The organism is Ignatzschineria sp. 22MB058224 (assembly GCF_058188435.1).
Map to the genome: position 1 here is coordinate 777,354 of NZ_CP187366.1, position 18,644 is coordinate 795,997.

The 18,644-nt window shown below is 37.9% G+C and carries 19 protein-coding genes; 7 read left to right on the forward strand and 12 right to left on the reverse strand.

The annotated features are described in order from the left end of the window. Nucleotides 1-20 precede the first annotated feature (20 nt). From ACPF7B_RS03175 to rsgA, 4 genes are all read left to right on the forward strand, one after another. Nucleotides 21-1,283, forward strand: coding sequence for a L,D-transpeptidase family protein (locus ACPF7B_RS03175; RefSeq protein WP_490506190.1), 1,263 nt, complete (start codon nt 21-23; stop codon nt 1,281-1,283). Between the two features lie 156 nt (nt 1,284-1,439). Beyond that, the gene (gene tyrS, locus ACPF7B_RS03180; protein ID WP_490506191.1) at nt 1,440-2,642 is read left to right on the forward strand and encodes a tyrosine--tRNA ligase; all 1,203 of its coding nucleotides are present in this window, start codon (nt 1,440-1,442) and stop codon (nt 2,640-2,642) included. Nucleotides 2,643-2,698: 56 nt separating this feature from the next. Further along, a complete protein-coding gene (gene fdxA, locus ACPF7B_RS03185) occupies nt 2,699-3,022 on the forward strand; it encodes a ferredoxin FdxA (RefSeq protein WP_490506192.1) in 324 nt (107 codons plus the stop codon). Nucleotides 3,023-3,025: 3 nt separating this feature from the next. Beyond that, nucleotides 3,026-4,018: a ribosome small subunit-dependent GTPase A gene (gene rsgA, locus ACPF7B_RS03190; RefSeq protein WP_490506193.1), complete on the forward strand. Its 993-nt coding sequence runs from the start codon at nt 3,026-3,028 to the stop codon at nt 4,016-4,018. 55 nt (nt 4,019-4,073) lie between these two features. Here the strand turns inward: rsgA and ACPF7B_RS03195 are convergent, their stop codons facing one another. From ACPF7B_RS03195 to thiM, 4 genes are all read right to left on the reverse strand, one after another. Beyond that, nucleotides 4,074-5,372 carry an MFS transporter gene (locus ACPF7B_RS03195; RefSeq protein ID WP_490506194.1) on the reverse strand — a complete coding sequence of 433 codons (1,299 nt, stop codon included), beginning with the start codon at nt 5,370-5,372 and terminating at the stop codon, nt 4,074-4,076. 107 nt (nt 5,373-5,479) lie between these two features. Then, nucleotides 5,480-6,271: a bifunctional hydroxymethylpyrimidine kinase/phosphomethylpyrimidine kinase gene (thiD, locus tag ACPF7B_RS03200; protein ID WP_490506195.1), complete on the reverse strand. Its 792-nt coding sequence runs from the start codon at nt 6,269-6,271 to the stop codon at nt 5,480-5,482. Then, nucleotides 6,268-6,933, reverse strand: coding sequence for a thiamine phosphate synthase (gene thiE / locus ACPF7B_RS03205; protein WP_490506196.1), 666 nt, complete (start codon nt 6,931-6,933; stop codon nt 6,268-6,270). The genes thiD and thiE overlap by 4 nt, the downstream gene beginning before the upstream one ends. Further along, nucleotides 6,926-7,771, reverse strand: a complete 846-nt coding sequence (thiM, locus tag ACPF7B_RS03210; RefSeq protein ID WP_490506197.1) for a hydroxyethylthiazole kinase — start codon at nt 7,769-7,771, stop codon at nt 6,926-6,928. Before thiM ends, thiE begins: the two co-directional genes overlap by 8 nt. Before the next feature lie 159 nt (nt 7,772-7,930). On the opposite strand from thiM, the gene ACPF7B_RS03215 reads away from it, so the two are divergent. Beyond that, nucleotides 7,931-8,821, forward strand: coding sequence for a ribonuclease D (locus tag ACPF7B_RS03215; RefSeq protein WP_490506198.1), 891 nt, complete (start codon nt 7,931-7,933; stop codon nt 8,819-8,821). Nucleotides 8,822-8,834: 13 nt separating this feature from the next. Here the strand turns inward: ACPF7B_RS03215 and ACPF7B_RS03220 are convergent, their stop codons facing one another. The 6 genes from ACPF7B_RS03220 to ACPF7B_RS03245 form a co-directional block, all read right to left on the reverse strand. Beyond that, the gene (locus ACPF7B_RS03220; RefSeq protein WP_490506199.1) at nt 8,835-9,506 is read right to left on the reverse strand and encodes a C40 family peptidase; all 672 of its coding nucleotides are present in this window, start codon (nt 9,504-9,506) and stop codon (nt 8,835-8,837) included. Nucleotides 9,507-9,636: 130 nt separating this feature from the next. Further along, nucleotides 9,637-10,047: a DUF4878 domain-containing protein gene (locus tag ACPF7B_RS03225; RefSeq protein WP_490506200.1), complete on the reverse strand. Its 411-nt coding sequence runs from the start codon at nt 10,045-10,047 to the stop codon at nt 9,637-9,639. A 159-nt stretch (nt 10,048-10,206) separates the two neighbouring features. Then, nucleotides 10,207-11,214: a formamidase gene (locus ACPF7B_RS03230; RefSeq protein ID WP_490506201.1), complete on the reverse strand. Its 1,008-nt coding sequence runs from the start codon at nt 11,212-11,214 to the stop codon at nt 10,207-10,209. A gap of 267 nt (nt 11,215-11,481) precedes the next feature. Continuing rightward, nucleotides 11,482-12,165, reverse strand: coding sequence for a dethiobiotin synthase (gene bioD / locus ACPF7B_RS03235; RefSeq protein WP_490506202.1), 684 nt, complete (start codon nt 12,163-12,165; stop codon nt 11,482-11,484). Between the two features lie 12 nt (nt 12,166-12,177). After that, nucleotides 12,178-13,005, reverse strand: coding sequence for a methyltransferase domain-containing protein (locus tag ACPF7B_RS03240; RefSeq protein WP_490506203.1), 828 nt, complete (start codon nt 13,003-13,005; stop codon nt 12,178-12,180). Nucleotides 13,006-13,016: 11 nt separating this feature from the next. Beyond that, complete coding sequence (locus ACPF7B_RS03245) at nt 13,017-14,261, reverse strand: aminotransferase class I/II-fold pyridoxal phosphate-dependent enzyme (protein WP_490506487.1); 1,245 nt, start codon at nt 14,259-14,261, stop codon at nt 13,017-13,019. 222 nt (nt 14,262-14,483) lie between these two features. Between ACPF7B_RS03245 and bioA the strand changes: the two genes are divergently transcribed. Together bioA and ACPF7B_RS03255 are read left to right on the forward strand one after the other, a co-directional pair. After that, nucleotides 14,484-15,788, forward strand: coding sequence for an adenosylmethionine--8-amino-7-oxononanoate transaminase (gene bioA / locus ACPF7B_RS03250; RefSeq protein WP_490506204.1), 1,305 nt, complete (start codon nt 14,484-14,486; stop codon nt 15,786-15,788). 96 nt (nt 15,789-15,884) lie between these two features. Continuing rightward, complete coding sequence (locus ACPF7B_RS03255; protein WP_490506205.1) at nt 15,885-16,823, forward strand: alpha/beta fold hydrolase; 939 nt, start codon at nt 15,885-15,887, stop codon at nt 16,821-16,823. A 143-nt stretch (nt 16,824-16,966) separates the two neighbouring features. Here the strand turns inward: ACPF7B_RS03255 and ACPF7B_RS03260 are convergent, their stop codons facing one another. Both ACPF7B_RS03260 and asd read right to left on the reverse strand, forming a co-directional pair. Continuing rightward, complete coding sequence (locus ACPF7B_RS03260; RefSeq protein ID WP_490506206.1) at nt 16,967-17,305, reverse strand: YegP family protein; 339 nt, start codon at nt 17,303-17,305, stop codon at nt 16,967-16,969. Between the two features lie 220 nt (nt 17,306-17,525). Beyond that, nucleotides 17,526-18,641, reverse strand: a complete 1,116-nt coding sequence (gene asd / locus ACPF7B_RS03265) for an aspartate-semialdehyde dehydrogenase (protein WP_490506207.1) — start codon at nt 18,639-18,641, stop codon at nt 17,526-17,528. Nucleotides 18,642-18,644 lie beyond the last annotated feature (3 nt).

Below are 18,644 nucleotides of genomic sequence, written 5' to 3' on the forward strand. Positions count from 1 at the left end.
CATTTCAGGAACTCAGATAAATGAGAATTAAAGAAGTAGTTTTATCAATTAGCTTATTAATCTCTACTGCTTATGCACAAAAATATGTAGAGTATCAAAAACCCACACAAGGTAATGATGTTGTCGGAGAAATTATTTATGTAGTCCCCAAAGATCATGAATCTCTTGTGGATCTCACGATCCGATATGAGATGGGCTATGAGGAACTGAAATGGGCTAATCCAGGAATTAATGCTTGGATGCTAAGTGATAAACGTCCATTGGCGCTTCCAACTCAATTTATTTTGCCGCAAGGAAAACGCTCAGGAATTGTATCGAATATCCCTGAAATGCGAACCTACTACTTTCCTAAAAACTCTGACAAAGTCTACATCTACCCCGTCGGAGTAGGCCGAATGGATTGGAAAACGCCTCTTGGCTCATGGTCTATAACTCGAAAACAAGAAGATCCTGCATGGTATCCACCTGAAAGTATTCGGCGCGAACATGAAGAGATGGGGCGTGGTACGCTTCCGAGAGTGGTTCCAGCAGGACCAGATAATCCGTTAGGAACTCGTGTTTTACGCCTCTCTTTACCAAGTTATCTCCTTCATGGAACAAATGAACAAACTGGAATTGGCATGCGCGTAACACATGGTTGTATGCGCTTTTACCCACAACATATCACCCATCTTTATGATATGGTTCCGACGAACACGACGGTCACTTTTTTAAATGAACCTGTAAAATATGGATTTTCTGGCAATGACCTACTTATCGAAGTCCACCCACCATTAGAAGAAGATGATATGTCTGTTGCTGACCTACTTGAAAAAGCAAATAGCGAACTTAATAAGTTCCTTAAATCTTATCCTAATGCATCGGTCAATCATGATCTTATTAATATTGCGGTACAGCAGCAAACAGGTTTACCTGTCATTATAGGCCAGAAAGATACCACAATGCATACTCCAACTGAGTCTCAAGTGCCAACGCTACAACTCTATTCCGGGAGTAACATTGATACACCCTCAGCATCTATACCGCCAATGCCAACGTACAATACCGTGCCTAATAGTACGCAAGTACCTGCTCCGCGTGAGCTGACGTCTCCCCCACAATTTTACCGTAATGGACAACCCGTTAAACAAGCACCAAAACCACAGACAGAAGATATAACGGTAATTAAGAAAGAGATTCGCTTAACGCCAGATCCAGCAACGATTGTGGTACCGGAAAATAGTAATTCCGATATTACTTTTCCAGACCCCTCAGGCGGGTCAAATTTTCGTAGTCGTTATTAACCAAGAACAGTAGCGTGCTTTTACTCTACATAAATAGAGAATGCTTAAATAAAATACAGTGCATAACGCCGTTTTAGCCTACACTCTTAAAACGGCGTTCATCAATTCGATGAGTGTTCGTTAATTTGAAAAAATTGATAAATTTAGGATAAAAATATGGCAACTATTGAAGAGAGTCTCGAGATTATTCAACGTGGAACTGATGAAATTATCTCTATGGATGATCTTACCGAGAAACTCAAAGAGAATCGTCAACTCCGAATTAAAGTAGGCTTTGATCCTACTGCACCAGACTTACATCTCGGACATACTGTTGTAATTAACAAAATGCGTCACTTTCAAGATCTTGGTCATGAGGTAAACTTCCTGATAGGGGACTTTACAGGCATGATTGGCGATCCTTCTGGAAAAGATGTTACACGTAAACCGCTTACACGTGAACAGGTATTAGCGAATGCTAAAACCTATGAAGAGCAAATTTTTAAGGTTTTAGACCCAAAATTGACAAAAGTAGTCTTTAACTCACACTGGCTTAACGAGTTAGGTACTAGTGGGATGATCCAACTGGCATCACGTCACACTGTTGCTCGTATGCTTGAACGCGATGATTTCGAAAAGCGTTATAAATCACAGCAACCTATCGCGATTCACGAATTTATCTATCCTTTATTACAAGGTTATGACTCTGTTCATCTTAAAACAGATGTTGAACTAGGTGGGACCGACCAAAAATTCAATCTGCTTATGGGACGCGATCTTCAAAGAGCTTATGGTATTACAAAGCCACAATGTGCCATCACAATGCCACTTTTAGTGGGGCTCGATGGCGTCAATAAAATGTCTAAATCGCTTGGTAATTACATTGGTGTGGATGATACGCCAGATGACATGTTTGGAAAATTAATGTCCATCTCTGATGAATTAATGTGGCGTTATTTTGAGCTTTTAAGTTTCCGCTCTAATGCAGATATTGCTAAGTTACAAAAAGAGGCTGCAGAAGGTCGTAACCCACGTGATATTAAGTTTGAACTCTGCGAAGAGATCATTACGCGCTATCACAATGCTGCGGCAGCTGAAGAAGCACAACGTAACTTTATTGAACGCTTTCAAAAAGGCAATCTCCCCGAAAATATTGAGGAGAAAATTGTCCAATCGACTGATGGCGTTATCGGTATTGCCAATGCAATGAAAGAAGCAGGTCTAGTGAGCTCTAACTCCGAAGGTTTTAGAATGCTTACAGAGGGTGCTGTTAAAATCAATCAAGAACGCGTTGAAGATAAGGGCTTAACACTTTCTAAAGGGGATGAAGTCATTATCCAAGTCGGTAAACGCCGCATTGCAAAAGTAATCGTCAAGTAGTTAAAAAATAGGCCCTTCATATCCATTGATTATTTCTAATAAATAGAGGAATTCAAATGACCTTTGTAGTAACAGATAACTGTATTTTATGTAAATACACAGATTGTGTAGATGTCTGCCCTGTTGACTGCTTCCATGAAGGGCCAAACTTTTTAGTAATAGATCCTGACGAATGCATTGACTGTACACTCTGCGAACCAGAATGTCCCGCAGGAGCGATATTATCGGATGCTGACCTAAGTGATGAACAGATGGTCTTTTTGGATCTCAATGCAGAACTTTCACGAAAGTGGCCGGTGCTCACTGAAAAGAAGGAACCACTACCCAATGCTGAAAAATGGGATGGTGTACCCAATAAATTACCGCATTTAGAGCGCTAATAAATGAGCCGTCGATTAACAAACCAGCAAAAACGATTACAGCAATCGCGTCAAGAACAACTTATCACTAATGAGTCAAACTTCGAAACTTTTCGTGGACGTGTTATTACCCAACATGGTCAACATGTCACACTTGAAGATGAGGCACTTAATCTTCATAAGGCCACTGCTCGTCAAGGGTTAGGCGCAATCGTTTGTGGCGATTATGTTTTCTATGTCTTAGAGCAGAATGAACCGGTCATTGTCTCGAGGTTACCCCGTAAAAATCACTTTTCACGCCTTGCTTTTGGTGGTGCCGAAAAGATATTAGCTGCAAATATCGATCGTTTATATATTGTTATTGCGCCACAGCCGGAACCAAGCCCATCATTAATCGATCGCTATATCATTGCAGCACAATATTTTGAGATTGAACTTGCATTTATCCTCAATAAAAAAGAGTTGCTCTCTGAGCAGGATAATTTCAACTTTTTAGATGATTATCTAAAATTAGGGTTTCCCTTCTATAATACATCGATTCATGATAGCACCTCTTTACAGCAATTAAATGATGCCTTAAAAAACAAGACATCGGTTTTTGTAGGACAATCAGGCGTTGGAAAATCATCTCTCACGAATAAACTCATTCCAGAATTATTTTTACAAACACAGAAAATCAATGCATCAACAGGCTTAGGAAATCATACAACTTCCTCTACAACACTCTACCATTTGCCCATGGAATCGAGTTATCTTATTGATTCTCCTGGTGTACGGAGCTTTAATATTGAACATCTACCATTAGAGGCTATTGATGCAGGATTTTCCGAATTTAAAGGGATCACGAAACCATGTCGCTTCAGCAATTGCCGACATGAAAATGATTTAGGTTGCGCTCTGCAAGAAGCCGTTAAAACCGGGATTATCTCATCTCGTAGGTTAGAGAGTTATCTACAAATTAAAAATAGCGTAACAGAGAGTCAAGAAAAACAGCTAAAGAATCAGCGCCGACGATAAGAAAAAACTACTCGCTACTTATCTGGGTTTATGGGATACCATAAACCCTCCTTTATTAAGCTTTATAAAGCAAATACTTCGCGATTAAAGCGACTAAACCAATCACAGCAGGCACTGCTAAAATAAAGAATATAGAGCCTAATGAATATGCATGCTCTACTAGGAATGCTACTAAAAATGAGCCGGCAATTCCTCCAAAACGTCCGATTCCAAGCATCATTGATACACCCGTTGTCCGTCCTTCCGTAGGATAAAATCCCGCCGCTAGCGCTGGTAAAGAAGATTGTGCTGTATTCATTACAATCCCTGCAAAAAGAATCGTAAGAATTAAGATAAAATGTCCCATATCGATTGCTATCCCAACAAACCCAACTGAAATAGCCGTCAATAAGAGTAAAATTGCAATCAAAAAGGTTCCATTAAAACGATCCATCAACCAACCATTTAAAATAGCTCCCAATCCCCCAAGTGCAAAAAGACCTGTGATTATTGAAGCTAAATGCTCTGGTATTGCCACTTCTTTAAAGAGTATAGGCATCCAATTGATCACACCATAAAAAATTACTAACCCCATAAAATAAGCGATCCACAGCAAGAAAGAACCAATGATATATTTTGATGATAATACGAGTTTTATTCCTCTTCCTACGACTATTTTTCCTTCATCTAAGATAAATCGATCAATGACTTGTGCACTATTATGAATTTTCGTAAGGATGGCTTGTATTTGGCTTTCCCTTCCCCCTCTTTTTACTAAGAATCGTACAGATTCAGGAAGCAAGAAAAGCATAAAAAATGTCAAAATCAATGGCAATACGCCACCAAAAATAAGCGTCGATCGCCAGCCGAAATTAGGAATGAGATATGCTGCAATAAAACCACCTAGTGCAGCACCAAGCGGAAATCCACAAAACATCGTATTCACTATTAGCGAACGTTTTTCTTTAGGACAATACTCCGAAAGCAGTGTCACCGCATTAGGCATCGCTGCACCTAAACCTAGACCCGTAATAAAACGCAATATCTCAAGTGTATGGAGTGTTTGAGAATATGATGAAATGAACGTTCCAAGAGAAAAAATCAATACCGATATAATCAAGACCCATTTCCGTCCAAATTTATCAGCAATCGGCCCAAATACTACGGCTCCGATAGCAAGTCCAAAAAGTGCGGCACTCAGAACTGGCGCTAAATCACTACGAAGAATTCCCCATTCATCTATTAAGCTTGGCGCAATATAACCGATAACAGCTGTATCATAACCATCAAAAAAAGCGATTAAAAAAGTGAAAAAGAAGACGAGATATTGTGTTTTTGAAAATGGGTGTTGATCTAAGAATGACTGAATATTCATGGTTTTATTTCTATCTTTTCTATAATTTCAATGTGTTAAATATCTTTAAACCGCAGATATAAAAAACGCCTGATCAATGACCAAGCGACTTATTAATAATATTTTCTTTACCACCAACGATAAAAATGATGGGTAGGACCAATACCTTTTCCAACTTTCAAGCTATCCGCATTCGCAATTGCACCATCAATGTATTTCTTCGCTAGACGGACACCATTTTTTAAACCATGTGCTGGATAAAGCGCAGCGATTGCCGCAGACAGCGTACAGCCCGTTCCATGTGTATTTTTGGTTAAAACACGTGGACTAACAAACCGAATAGTCTCTTTTTCCGTAATAAGTAAATCAGGGCTGATATCTAAGTCGAGATGCCCCCCTTTCATCAAAACTGATCGTGGCCCAAGTTTTAAAAGCGCTTTTCCTTGTGCTTCCATCGCCTCTTCTGTTGTGGCAATTTCTACACCTAAAAGCGTAGCTGCCTCTGGCAAATTAGGTGTAATAATATCTGACAACGGCAGAAGCATTTCTCGAATAGCTGTGACAGCTGATTCATGCAAAAGAGAATGCCCACCTTTGGCAATCATAACAGTATCAAGCACCACAAAATTAATTGGTTTTTCGGTTAATAGCTTTGCAATACACTCAATAATTTCACTATTCACTAACACTCCAATTTTGGTAGCATCAGGGACAATATCTCGATAAAGTGAGTCGTATTGTTTTTCAATGAACTCAATAGGAACCGGAAAGACACTATCTACACCTTGAGTCGATTGTGCTGTTAAAGCAGTAAGTATCGTCATACCATAAGTACCTAACGCTGAAAAGGCTTTTAAATCTGCCTGAATACCTGCCCCACCACTTGGATCGGAACCAGCAATTGTTAATATTTTATTCATTTTGAATGCCTCATCAATTTTGCTAACGCTTGGGTTGCACCTGCGATATCCCTTTGGCCACAAATAGCAGAAATAACGGCAATACCATTAACCTTTGTTGACATGACAGATTCTACATTATGTTGATTAATGCCCCCAATAGCAACTTTAGGAATTGGGGAGGATTCAACAATAGTTTGTAAATTTAAAATACCTAATATTTCTCTCGCATCTTTTTTAGTAGAAGTTGCAAAAACCGGTCCAACGCCAACATAATCGATGATTGTAGGATCAACTCGATTTAACTCCGTAATAGAACCAATAGAAAGCCCAACAATTTTATTATTACCAATCAGATCTCGCACAATCGTAACCGGCAGATCACTCTGACCGACATGAACACCATCGGCATTAATTGCCATCGCAACATCAACATGATCATTCACAACAAGTGGTATTGAGTAGTCTCTTAAAAGATGCATCAATTCAATTCCAGCTTCATACCAAAAACCTTTATCAACTTCTTTCTCAGATCGTAATTGTACAAATGTCACACCATTTTCGACGGCGATTCGAGTGGTTTTAATCATACCCGCAATACCCCCACACAGAACAGGATCTAGTACGAGATAGAGCGATAAATCAAAAAAATTGCGACTTACCATAACACTTTTTTCAGTCATAGATAGCATCTCCATTACTTTGTACCTCACCTTGAGCTTTTGCCAAATCAAATAATCTCTCTGGTGTTGTTAATGAGAGTTCGTCGAGATATTGCACAGCAAAAGTGCCTATGCCTTGACTCTTTTCTGCGGCATTTTGCCCTGCAAGAGCAGCGATAAAACAGGCAGCTGCTGCCCCTTCTAGCACGTCTTGCGTTGAGCCGATGATACCTGCTACAAGTGCCGATAGCGAACAACCTGTACCGGTAACTTTTGTCAGTTTTTTTGTACCAACGGTCACGATATAGCTCCGATATCCATCTGTAATGAAATCATGTTCACCCGTCATTGCCACTACTGTCTGAAACTCTCTTGCAACTTTTTCTGCATATTCAAAAGCACTCGTTACTTCAACTTCAGAATCAACACCTTTTGATTTGCCTTCAACACCGGCAAGCACCATAATTTCTGCAGGATTTGCACGGATTACTGTTGGCTGAAACTGTAAAAGCTCATTCACAATTGAGGTGCGATAATAGAGCGCTGCACCTATACCTACGGGATCTAAAACCCATGGAGTTCCTGTTTCATGCGCCATAGCTGCTGAATGAAGCATTGCCGTTGCTGCTGATTGCGTTAATGTCCCTACATTAATGAGCAAAGCGCTTGCAATAGCAGTAAATTCTCCACACTCTTTCAAATCAGGAATCATAGCTGGGCTACCACCAGTTGCAAGTATGACATTCGCAGTAAAATTCTGTACGACATCATTCGTCATGCAATGGACTAAGGGAGATTTTTCTTGATACTCCATTAAATAAGGAACTGCATTAAGCGCTGAAAAAAGAACTGTCATCATTTACTCCATCAACTACAAAATATATATTGCTAGATATAGTAGAACTTTTTACGCCTCAATGCTGATAAATTCTTCATAAGAATTGCCATACAGGTCCCAATTTTTCGCAAAAAATAGCGTATAATACGCAAAACAATTGATGCGAAAAAGGAAATAGATATGCGAGATCTCTACTTAGATACCCAAGAAAGTATCGATGTTTGGTGCAATAAACAGCTGACAGAGATTACACTTCTTGCGCTTGATACTGAGTTTATGCGTGTAAAAACCTATTTCCCTAAGCTCTGTCTCATACAATTAGCAACAGTAAATGAAGCCGTCTGTATCGATCCTTTGGCAATTAGCGATTTTACTGCCCTAAAAGCGCTTCTTACCGCCGAAAATATTACAAAAATAATTCATTCGGCAAGCCAAGACCTCGAAGCAATTGTTCACGCACTAGGTGTTTTACCTGTCCCTGTTTTTGATACTCAAATTGCAGCACAAATTACCCAAAATCAAAAAGTTGGAATGAGTTACCACGATCTTGTTCTTCATTACTGTGATGTAGATCTAACGCGCGATCAAACTCGCACACAATGGGATATTCGCCCATTAACAAATGAACAACTCAAATATGCCTACGATGATGTCCATTATCTAATTCCTGCATATAAAGCTTTAATGACTGAACTTGAAAAAAACGGTCAGATCAACCAATTAAAATCAAATTTGCAACCTCTAACAGAACGATCTCGTTACGAGCCAGATCCTGAATCTGCTTGGAAAAAAGTCAAGGGTGCAAAACGAATGAAAAAATCATCTAAACCGCTCTTAAAATCCTTGGCTAAAATGCGTGAGCTTCTTGCAATAGCAAGAGATATTCCCAAAAGGTGGCTCATTAAGGATGATATTCTTATTTATCTTGCGGATAACTATTCACAGAAAAGTTACAAGCTATATGAAGATTTTGCAGTCACTTCTTATAACGATCATATTCAGCAACAGATCATTAAAACGATCGAAAATTTTTGGGAAAATAAAGCTCAAGAAAAAAACGACGGGCACTAAAAATTATTTAATTTTACCAAATTTCATCAGTATTTATCGGCAATGAAAGCCATTGATCATCTTTTAGGAGAATATCGAGCCCTGGGATTGCTAAAAATGCATCTGGAAAGAGATATTCCCCATTCATCCCTGGCACATTCACCTGTTGCCACTTTAGTTGCAAGTTAGGCCTTAAAACTAATAGCGGTTTTTCTAATAATGTCGTACAGTAAAGATTATCAAATTCTCGACTTCTAAGGTGATACGCTTCTCCACTTCGTGCATCAATTTCTTGGCTAAAAAGCGTTTTTTCAGACTTAGTCAAAAAATTTGGACGAGCAATGACATAATGTTTTGTCACTGTTGGAGAGAGAAACTGTGAAATGATCGTTACTTGAACCTGATTTAGAAAATTTTCATTCTCATTAGTCGTTGCATGCGTCACTAAAATCTCAGGATCGGTAGCCGTAATGACTGCAATATGACTATAATTCCCTCCACTTACCATCTCAATAATACGGCTCTCCTTACCATAAGCCGAACGAAGAATTATATCTCCTATCATTAAGCGCTCTTTCTCGGCAATATCCCATAATACGAGCTTATTTCTCTGCCCGGTAATATCAATTTCTAATAGATATAGCGTAATCACCACTAGCAATGAAAAGAGAAATAGAAACGCAATGAAAAAGCGGTGAAAAGTCATGAGAAGTGATTTTAAATTAAAAAATTAGTATTGATATCGTTTGAGGATATTCCCAAATAAAAAACGCTGTAATCACTACAATTACAGCGCAGAATCTACAATTTAAATAGTAACAAGGTAAAAGCTCCTATTAAAGGAAAGAAACTTTCCAGCCTTTTTTTGACTTAATTAAATCAACATCATCTGGACCATTAACATCACCATTTTTATATGTTACGGTTAACGCTACTTTAGCAGTTGTTTTATCATCATTGTATACCACATTATTAACTTCAATTGACTTAATGCCACCTAATTGATCCATTTCTTGTTTCGCGGCTTGTACTAACATCCCCAATTTAGCAGCAATCATCTCTTTAGATTCAGGCGTATCGTCCTCTTCAGGGATATAGATCAAATCGATCATTTTTTTACTATCACCTTGCGCAAATACTTCAATAAATTCTTTTGCAACGGCCTCTGGTGAATCACTTGAGTTTGAGCAAGCAACGGTTACTAATGCTAAAAATAGAATTCCAAAAAATGCTTTTAACTGTTTCATATTAAAATTTTGCCTATATATAAATAAATTACACCGCGATTATTACATAAAGCACATAATGCAACAATAATTCTTATGGATAATATCGAACTAAAATGAAAAAGCCTGAAGTAACAACCTATTCCAGACCTTTTCTTTAGAGATTATTGATAAGTGAATCTATTCATCCCAATGTTTCTTCCCTTTTTCGGAATAACCATAGATTGAACCATCTTTGATTTTTATATCTTTATCCCATGGTAATTTATATTTACCATTTGCTAGATCATGGATATAGGTAAGTTCTGTTTGATGATCACCGCCAGGATCTCCAACATAAGCGCGATTACCAAGGTTATAGATATTATTTTCTAGCCCCCACGTGCGGCGAGCACCATCGGCGAGAACCGGATAAATCTCTCCAGTGACAATCTCTCCTGGTGAACGAGTGCCCTGTTGTAAAACAGTACCATCAAAGTTACAGATCTGTCCTTCACCAAAATAGTAAAACGTGCCATCATATCCCGCACAGTTTACAGAGATGGTGTACATAAGATTATGCCATGCATTAGAACGATTCGTTAAGATCCACTGATCTTGTACCTGCGTACTATAACCAGAGATACGAATGTAGACATTTGCTCCTTTATAGGCTGCTTCACGCGCAACTTCTGGAATCATACCATCATGACAGATACAAACAGCAAGCTTACTTCCGCCTGGACCATCACAAACCGGCATGCCTAAGTTACCCGGTGACCATGGTTCAATTGGCGTCCAGGGAAATAACTTACGATATTTAAGGCAAATTTCACCTTCTGGGTTAATAATAATCGCAGTATCGTAAGGGTTTTTAGTAGGATCAGGATTTCGCTCAATAATCGAGAATACACCATAAACACCCGCCTCTTTACAAGCTTGTGCAAAGATATCGGTCTCTTTTCCGGGAACATCACATAGAAACTCTTCTGTTAACCATTTTTCGGTATTTAAACCTTGAGTACTATATTCAGGGAAAATAATAAGCTCTAAACCGGGATAACCTGCTTTCGTATGATGGATAATGCGTACGATATTTTCGATTTGTTTATCGATATCCGCACGACTATTTACAATCGGTACAGGATATTGTACTGCTGCAGCGAGAAAACCTAATTCTGGTTTAGTCATACTTCCAATTGAACCCATAATATAACTCCTTGTAAAAGTTATTGAATATCAAAGTTGTACAGCTACAATATTGATGAAATTGCACTATACAATTTCACTCTATATCATTTACATAAATTTTAAAATATTTATTTTTATATTAATTTTAATTTATAGATAGTTATTAAGAATTTTTATTGAGATTAATGGGTAAATTGCTTATAAAAAAACAAGCTTCAATAATCATTATTGAAGCTTGTACGTAAGAAAAGACATACTGACTTTCTTAAACAGAAATGACTTAAATTACCCTTGAAAAACTCTCAAATCAAAATGACATTTATCATTATCTTGAACAGAGCGTTGAAATGGGACTTCACCAATCATTGGAATATTCGAAAATTGCTTAATACCCTCAATATAATTTTGTAGACTTGGACTATCAGAAAGATGATTCGCAATCCAACCTTCAATTTTTAACCCGGAACGGGCAATTGTTTCAAAAGTCAAAAGTGCATGATTAATAACCCCAAGCTTCAGCCCTACAACAACTATGATTGGAAGATTATTTGCAATAACCCAATCACTGTAACGAGCCTTTTTATTCAGGGGTGTATGCCAACCGCCTGCACCTTCCACTAAAGTAATATGATTAAGTGATTGAAGATAGGCTAATCCCTGATTAATTTTAGCAAACTCGATCGGACGCTGATGTCGTTCAGCTAAAATATGGGGAGCTTCTTCCTCTTCGAAGAAATAGGGATTAATCATTTCATAACTAAGGTCATCATAGGATGCTTGTAAATGTGCCAATACATCGGGATTTCGAAGGCCTTCTGGTGTCATTACAGAACCTGAAGCAATAGGTTTATAACCGTTGGCAAAGTGATGATGCTGATTGAGTGTCTGCAGTAACTTAGATGTTACAAATGTTTTTCCAATTTCGGTATCTGTACCGGTAATAAACCAAGTTTTAGATGAATTTGTCATATATTTTTAGCCTTACAATACAAATATCGCGACTCTATAAGTTAGTTGGTATTGTCCTAATGTTTGAAAATACTGCTCTAATTTTCGATAACTTTCGCGCCCTAATAAGCCTTTACGACGATTTGAAAGACTTGATGCTCCCACATTACGAATACTTGCAAATAATGATTTTAGCGATTGAAACGTGACAACTTCATCATAGATAGTGAGAGAACATCGCAACTCTTTTGATATCTCATACGCTTTTTCTTCACGCATAAATGACAAAATATGTGTCTCATTATCAACCAATGCGAAGGCCTCTTGCAGCTCATAAAAAGTGCCAGCCAATAGTGTTGATATAAAAACTCTTGGTGAATTTATTTCGTTAGTCACGCGCAAAAATTCTTCGATACCTTTTGTAAAATCCTGACACCATTGTATTGCTAAGCTACTGATAACCAGATCAAACGATCCATTGCCAAAAGGAAGTGACTCTATATCGCCTTTCACGTAAGTATCATAGTAATTATCTCGTTTCGCCTCTTCTAACATTGCAGCTGAAATATCGAGAGCAACTAATTGACTTTGACATGAATCGAGCAATCCTCTTGCTACTATATTTGAATACAGATATCGACCAATATAGCCTGTGCCACAGCCGGCGTCTAAAATACGAACCGGCTCTTTTATCGATTCTTTAGTAATCTCACTAACAAGAATTTCACAAACCTTTGCGGCGATTTTTCTTTGTGCAATGGCAACATCATCATAGAGATGCGCATTATCACTAAAGTTTGTAGCAATTATCTCTTTAGTTGGAAAAGAGAGTGAGTTTTGAAAAGTCATAATCGTTTTCATCTACCCTTCATCTACCCTTCATCAACAATTATCTGATTCATTGCCGTAACCAATTGATCGATCATCGCATAGGAATGATCAGCCGTTATGGTAACGCGTAATCTTGAGGTTTGTGGCGGAACTGTTGGTGGACGAATCGCACTCACCCAGAAACCCAATGCCCTTAATGATTGAGCAAAATGTAGAGCTTTCGACTCTTCCCCAATAATAATTGGTTGAATGGCACTTTCTGAATCAAGTAAAGAAAGCCGCTCATTCGCATCTTTAATGTCCTCATTATATCGGTTTAAAATTGGGGCTAATGACTCACGAAAGTAACGTGTATTATCACGTAATTTTTGGCGAAGATAGTCTCCTTCTTCACTTTGAATAAGTATTAACGATTCTTGTAAAATGGCTGCCTGAAATGGAGGTATAGAAGTACTATAAATTAGAGGCTTTGAAAACTGTATAAAATAATCAGCCAATGGCTGGTTCATTAATAATGCTGCACCACTGCAACCAAATCCTTTGCCAAACGTTACGACTAAGATATCGGGCTTAACATTAAAAAGTGCTGTTGAACCACGACCATTTTTACCTATAACCCCTATTCCATGAGCATCATCTACAACCAATAAACTTGGATATTTTTTTGTGAGTCTAACGATTTTATCAAGCGGAGCAATATCCCCATCCATACTAAATACGCCTTCAGTAATAACCAACTTCCCAACAGCACTAGTATCTTCTTTCACTAGATAACTCTCTAATGAATCAAGATCATTGTGGCGAAATCGATGAAGACGACCAGGAGAAAAAATAGCAGCTTCCATAATTGATGCATGGGATAATCTATCCGCAATAATACGATCTTCTCGCTCTACAAGCAGTTTAATAATAGCTTGATTAGCACTGAATCCTGAAGGAAAAACAATTGCTCGCTCATATCCTAGCCATGAGGCTAAATTTACTTCAAATTGTGCTAAAGCTTCACTATATCCTGTCACATGGCCAGAACCACCACTACCTATACCGAAATATTCTACCGAACATTTTGCTGCATTGATTATCCGAGGATGATGTGCCAATCCTAAATAATCGTTAGAGGAAAAATTGAGATAACAGTCATTATTAGCAATGATTTTTTTGTCAACATCACTTATCACTGAAACTCTTTGACGATAACGGTTCGCCTTTTTTTGTGCCTCTATTTGTGTTTGAATTCGCTCATTCCATACATTAGGTAATGTGTTATTCGGGTCACTAATAAACATATATAAACAATCACTTAGTCTGTTATGAATCGTTTCAAAATCTTCGTAAATAAAAAAGCGAGCGCTCATTAGAGCATCGCTTATTAAAAATTATAGTACCATAGTCACTTCAGTTTTGATGGTTATTTACAGTCTTACTTTGATAAGTTCTCAATATTAGTGCTGAAATAAGATTCATGACTGTTATTCTTAAATCATAAAATTGACTCAAAAGGATATGTTGTGACACTCGATAAAATTGATCTCTCATTTGATGAAAAGCATATTTGGCACCCTTATACCTCGATGAGCGAACCTCTACCTTGCTATCCTGTAAAATCCGCTAAAGGCGTAAAAATACAGCTCGAAGATGGGCAAGAGCTAATTGATGGAATGTCCTCTTGGTGGGCCGTGCTTCATGGCTACAATCATCCGATTATGAACCGAGCGATTGCAGATCAATTAGCCAAAGTATCCCATATAATGTTTGGAGGTATCACTCACCAACCTGCAGTCGATCTCGCACAAAAATTGATTGAATTAACACCGCCTTCACTTGAATGTCTTTTTTTAGCAGATTCAGGTTCAGTCGCGGTAGAAGTAGCTTTAAAGATGGCATTTCAATATTGGCATGCCAAAGGTGAAAAGCGAAAATGCGTACTTTCACTCTCCCATGCTTATCATGGTGATACTTTTGGGGCGATGGCCGTCTGTGACCCACAAAATTCTATGCATTCCATCTATGGTGATTATCTCCCACCACATCTCTTTGCAGAACCATTTGAGATCGGCTTTTATGATCAATGGAATGACGCCGCTGCCGACAATCTCCGAGAAATATTCAAAAATCATGCCAGTGAACTTTTTGCAGTTATTGTTGAACCGATTGTACAAGGTGCCGGTGGAATGCGTTTTTACCATCCGAATTATCTCAGAACGTTACGTGAACTCTGTGATGAGACAGGTGTACTCCTTATTGCTGATGAAATTGCCACAGGATTTGGCAGAACCGGAAAATTTTTCGCGTGTGAACATGCCAATATCGAACCTGATATTATCTGCTTAGGAAAAGCACTTACCGGTGGTTATCTCACATTATCAGCGGTACTCACTACACGAGAAATTGCCAACATAATTAGCAACGGTGAAGCAAAATGTTTTATGCATGGCCCCACCTTTATGGGTAATCCACTTGCATGTGCTGCTGCAAATGCTAGTCTCTCACTCCTTGCTAGCAATCAATGGCATAAGAATGTAACACGCATAGAAACTCAACTTTTCAAAGAGCTTTATGAGCCTTTAAAGGAAAATCCTCACGTCGAAAATGTACGTGTACTCGGTGCAATAGGTGTCGTTGAATTAAAAAATTCTGTAAACCAAGGAAAAATTCAAGCCTACTTTGTTGAAAATGGTGTATGGATTCGACCCTTTAATAAACTTATCTACATCATGCCACCTTTTGTAACGTCAGAAACAGAGCTCCGAAAACTAATCTCAGTTGTTGTGGATCTATTAAATCGTGATGATTTTTTAGATTATGTTCTCTGAAAATGGATCTATAATCCAAAATAGTGAAAGCTGTTGAGAGATATCTCCTTGTTTCTAAAAAATACCTATGTAATTTTATCAAAGAGTAAAAACAGAATGACTAATTGTACAACCAAAACTATTGACGAGAAAGAGCTTATAATTGCAACCTATCAAAATGGTGTCAAATGTGAACAATCCCTACATTATTACCAATATGTAGATCATTCGTTTAAAGAGAATAAAACTCCGTGCCTACTTTTTTTACATGGAATATTAGGAGATGCACGCACATGGAAGCCTTACCTTAATCAATTCCAAGGATATAATGCAATTGCATTAACACAATCAGGTTTTGGTAAAGCAGCATCGGAAAATGGTGAATTATTCGATACACAAAGGCATGCCGACGAATTGCTCGCCTTTTGTCAAAAACTTCGCGACATTCATCGCAACGATGCTCTAAAATTTTATGTCGTCGCATGGTCTTATGCTTGTCATCCAACATTATTGGCAGCTCTCGAAAATTCCGAGCTATTTGCAGGTCTCTTCTTCTATGAACTTATTGTGCCAAGTTATGGTATGAATCAAGATGAACATGCACTCTTCAGCCAAGATATCACAGAGATGATGTCACCAATTATGCGCGCAACTCGTCGAAAAAAAACTGCCGAGGCAATCGATCTTTTTATAGCTGCTTGTAAAAATACTCCTTTTACACTCAAGGAACAAAGTAAAGCTATTCAGACGATTAAAAGTGATAATCAACATTCACTGGCTAAATTACTAACCCAAAAAAAACCACGAGATATTTCAGTGCCTGAGCTAGCACTTCTTGCTGAAACATTACCAATCGCCGTTAATTGGGGCGAAAGTTCTAGGCCTATTTTTTCATTGAGCTCAGAAGCATTTTTACGTGCAATATCGAAATCTTCTTTGACCAATATGACTCAGAGTGGAGCTATCGGAGCATCTGATCATCTTTTACCAGAAAATAATCCTGCACGCATGATTGAAATCATTTATGAAAAATTAAACAACATCAAACATCAATAAATATTACTTTTTACGCTATTTTTAGCAAAAAACGATACTGTATTTTTACAATCCCTATTGAAAGAGCAAAGAATATCTAGCAACAAAAAAGCACTTTTAAAAAGTGCTTTTCTATCATCACAATATCTACTAATTGATCGATTTTACTCTACCGTCAAATCAACTATTTGTGCATCTGGTGCATTTTTTACAACCGATTGTATACCATTATCACGACCTGATTCTGATTTATAACTTTGGCTAGTACCAATTACTTGACCATTAGTTGCTTTTAAATTGAATGAAAATCGACCACTTCCAGAAGACTTTTTCTCATAACGATTAAGATCAGAAGCATTTTTTTGAACAGATGCAATTCCTTTTTGACAGTTGGCTTTTGTGACGTATCCTTCACTTCCAAGAATGATTTCACCATTGCCCGCTTTTAATCGAAAATAAAACTCCTGGTTCTTCGCAAGAAAAATTTCAAACTTACCGCTCATAATGACTCCCTGTTTAATAGAAATGAGGAATAGTTACTATTTGCAAAAAAATAATTAAATCGTTTTATTAATTACCTGTTTAAAATTATAAATTGTTGATAAAAACATTACAAATAACGAGTCAATTTTTTTATATTACATAAAAAACCTCCCTATAAAAGGAGGTTTAAATTCTATCAATATTTATCGAATCTCACATAGGGGATAATAGTTATCACAATTACTCACGATCTAAAAGAATATTCAGCATTCGTCGGAGTGGCTCTGCTGCTCCCCAAAGTAATTGGTCTCCAACTGTGAAGGCATTGAGATACTGCTCCCCAATATTCATTTTACGAAGTCGACCAACAGGAATAGTTAATGTCCCTGATGTAGCTGCTGGCGTCAATGATGTGACAGTATCAACCTTATTGTTAGGAACTACTTTTACCCAACGATTGCTTTCTCGGATCATTGCTTCTATATCTGTAATTGGCACATCTTTGGTTAATTTTAATGTCAGCCCTTGAGAATGACAGCGCATTGCACCTACTCGAACACAGGTACCATCAATAGGGATTTTTTTAGACAACTGTAAAAGCTTATTACTTTCCGCCATCGCCTTCCACTCTTCACGACTTTGACCATTTTCAAGTTCTGAATCAATCCAAGGAATAAGGCTTCCTGCAAGGGGTGCACCAAAACGCTCTTTTGGATAGTTATCTGTTGAAAATGAGTTAGTAATTACTTGGTCTAATTCTAAAATACTTTTTGCAGGATTATCTAAATCCGCCACTACGACTTGATGAATTGCTCCCATTTGCTGTAAAAGCTCTTTCATATTTTGAGCGCCGGCACCTGAAGCAGATTGATATGTCATCGATGTCGCCCATTCAACAATCCCCTCTTTAAAAAGTGAACCAAGTGCCATTAGCATCAAACTTACAGTACAATTACCACCAATAAAATTTTTGATACCCTCCTCAACACTGCGATCAATAACCTCTCGATTTACTGGATCAAGAATAATCATTGCATTATCATTCATTCTCAGCGAAGAAGCTGCATCAATCCAATATCCTTGCCAACCAGCATCACGTAATTTTTGAAATACTTCGCCAGTATAATCACCACCTTGGCAACTGATAATAATATCTTGTGCTTTTAAAGCATCAATATCATACGCATCAACAAGTTGTGATTCAAAATGTTCTGAGATATGGGGCGCTTCACCTCCGGCATTAGATGTTGAAAAGAACGTTGTATAAATTCCATCAAAATCTTTCTCTTCTACCATGCGCTCCATTAATACAGAACCCACCATTCCACGCCAACCTACAAGGCCTAATTTTTTCATCTT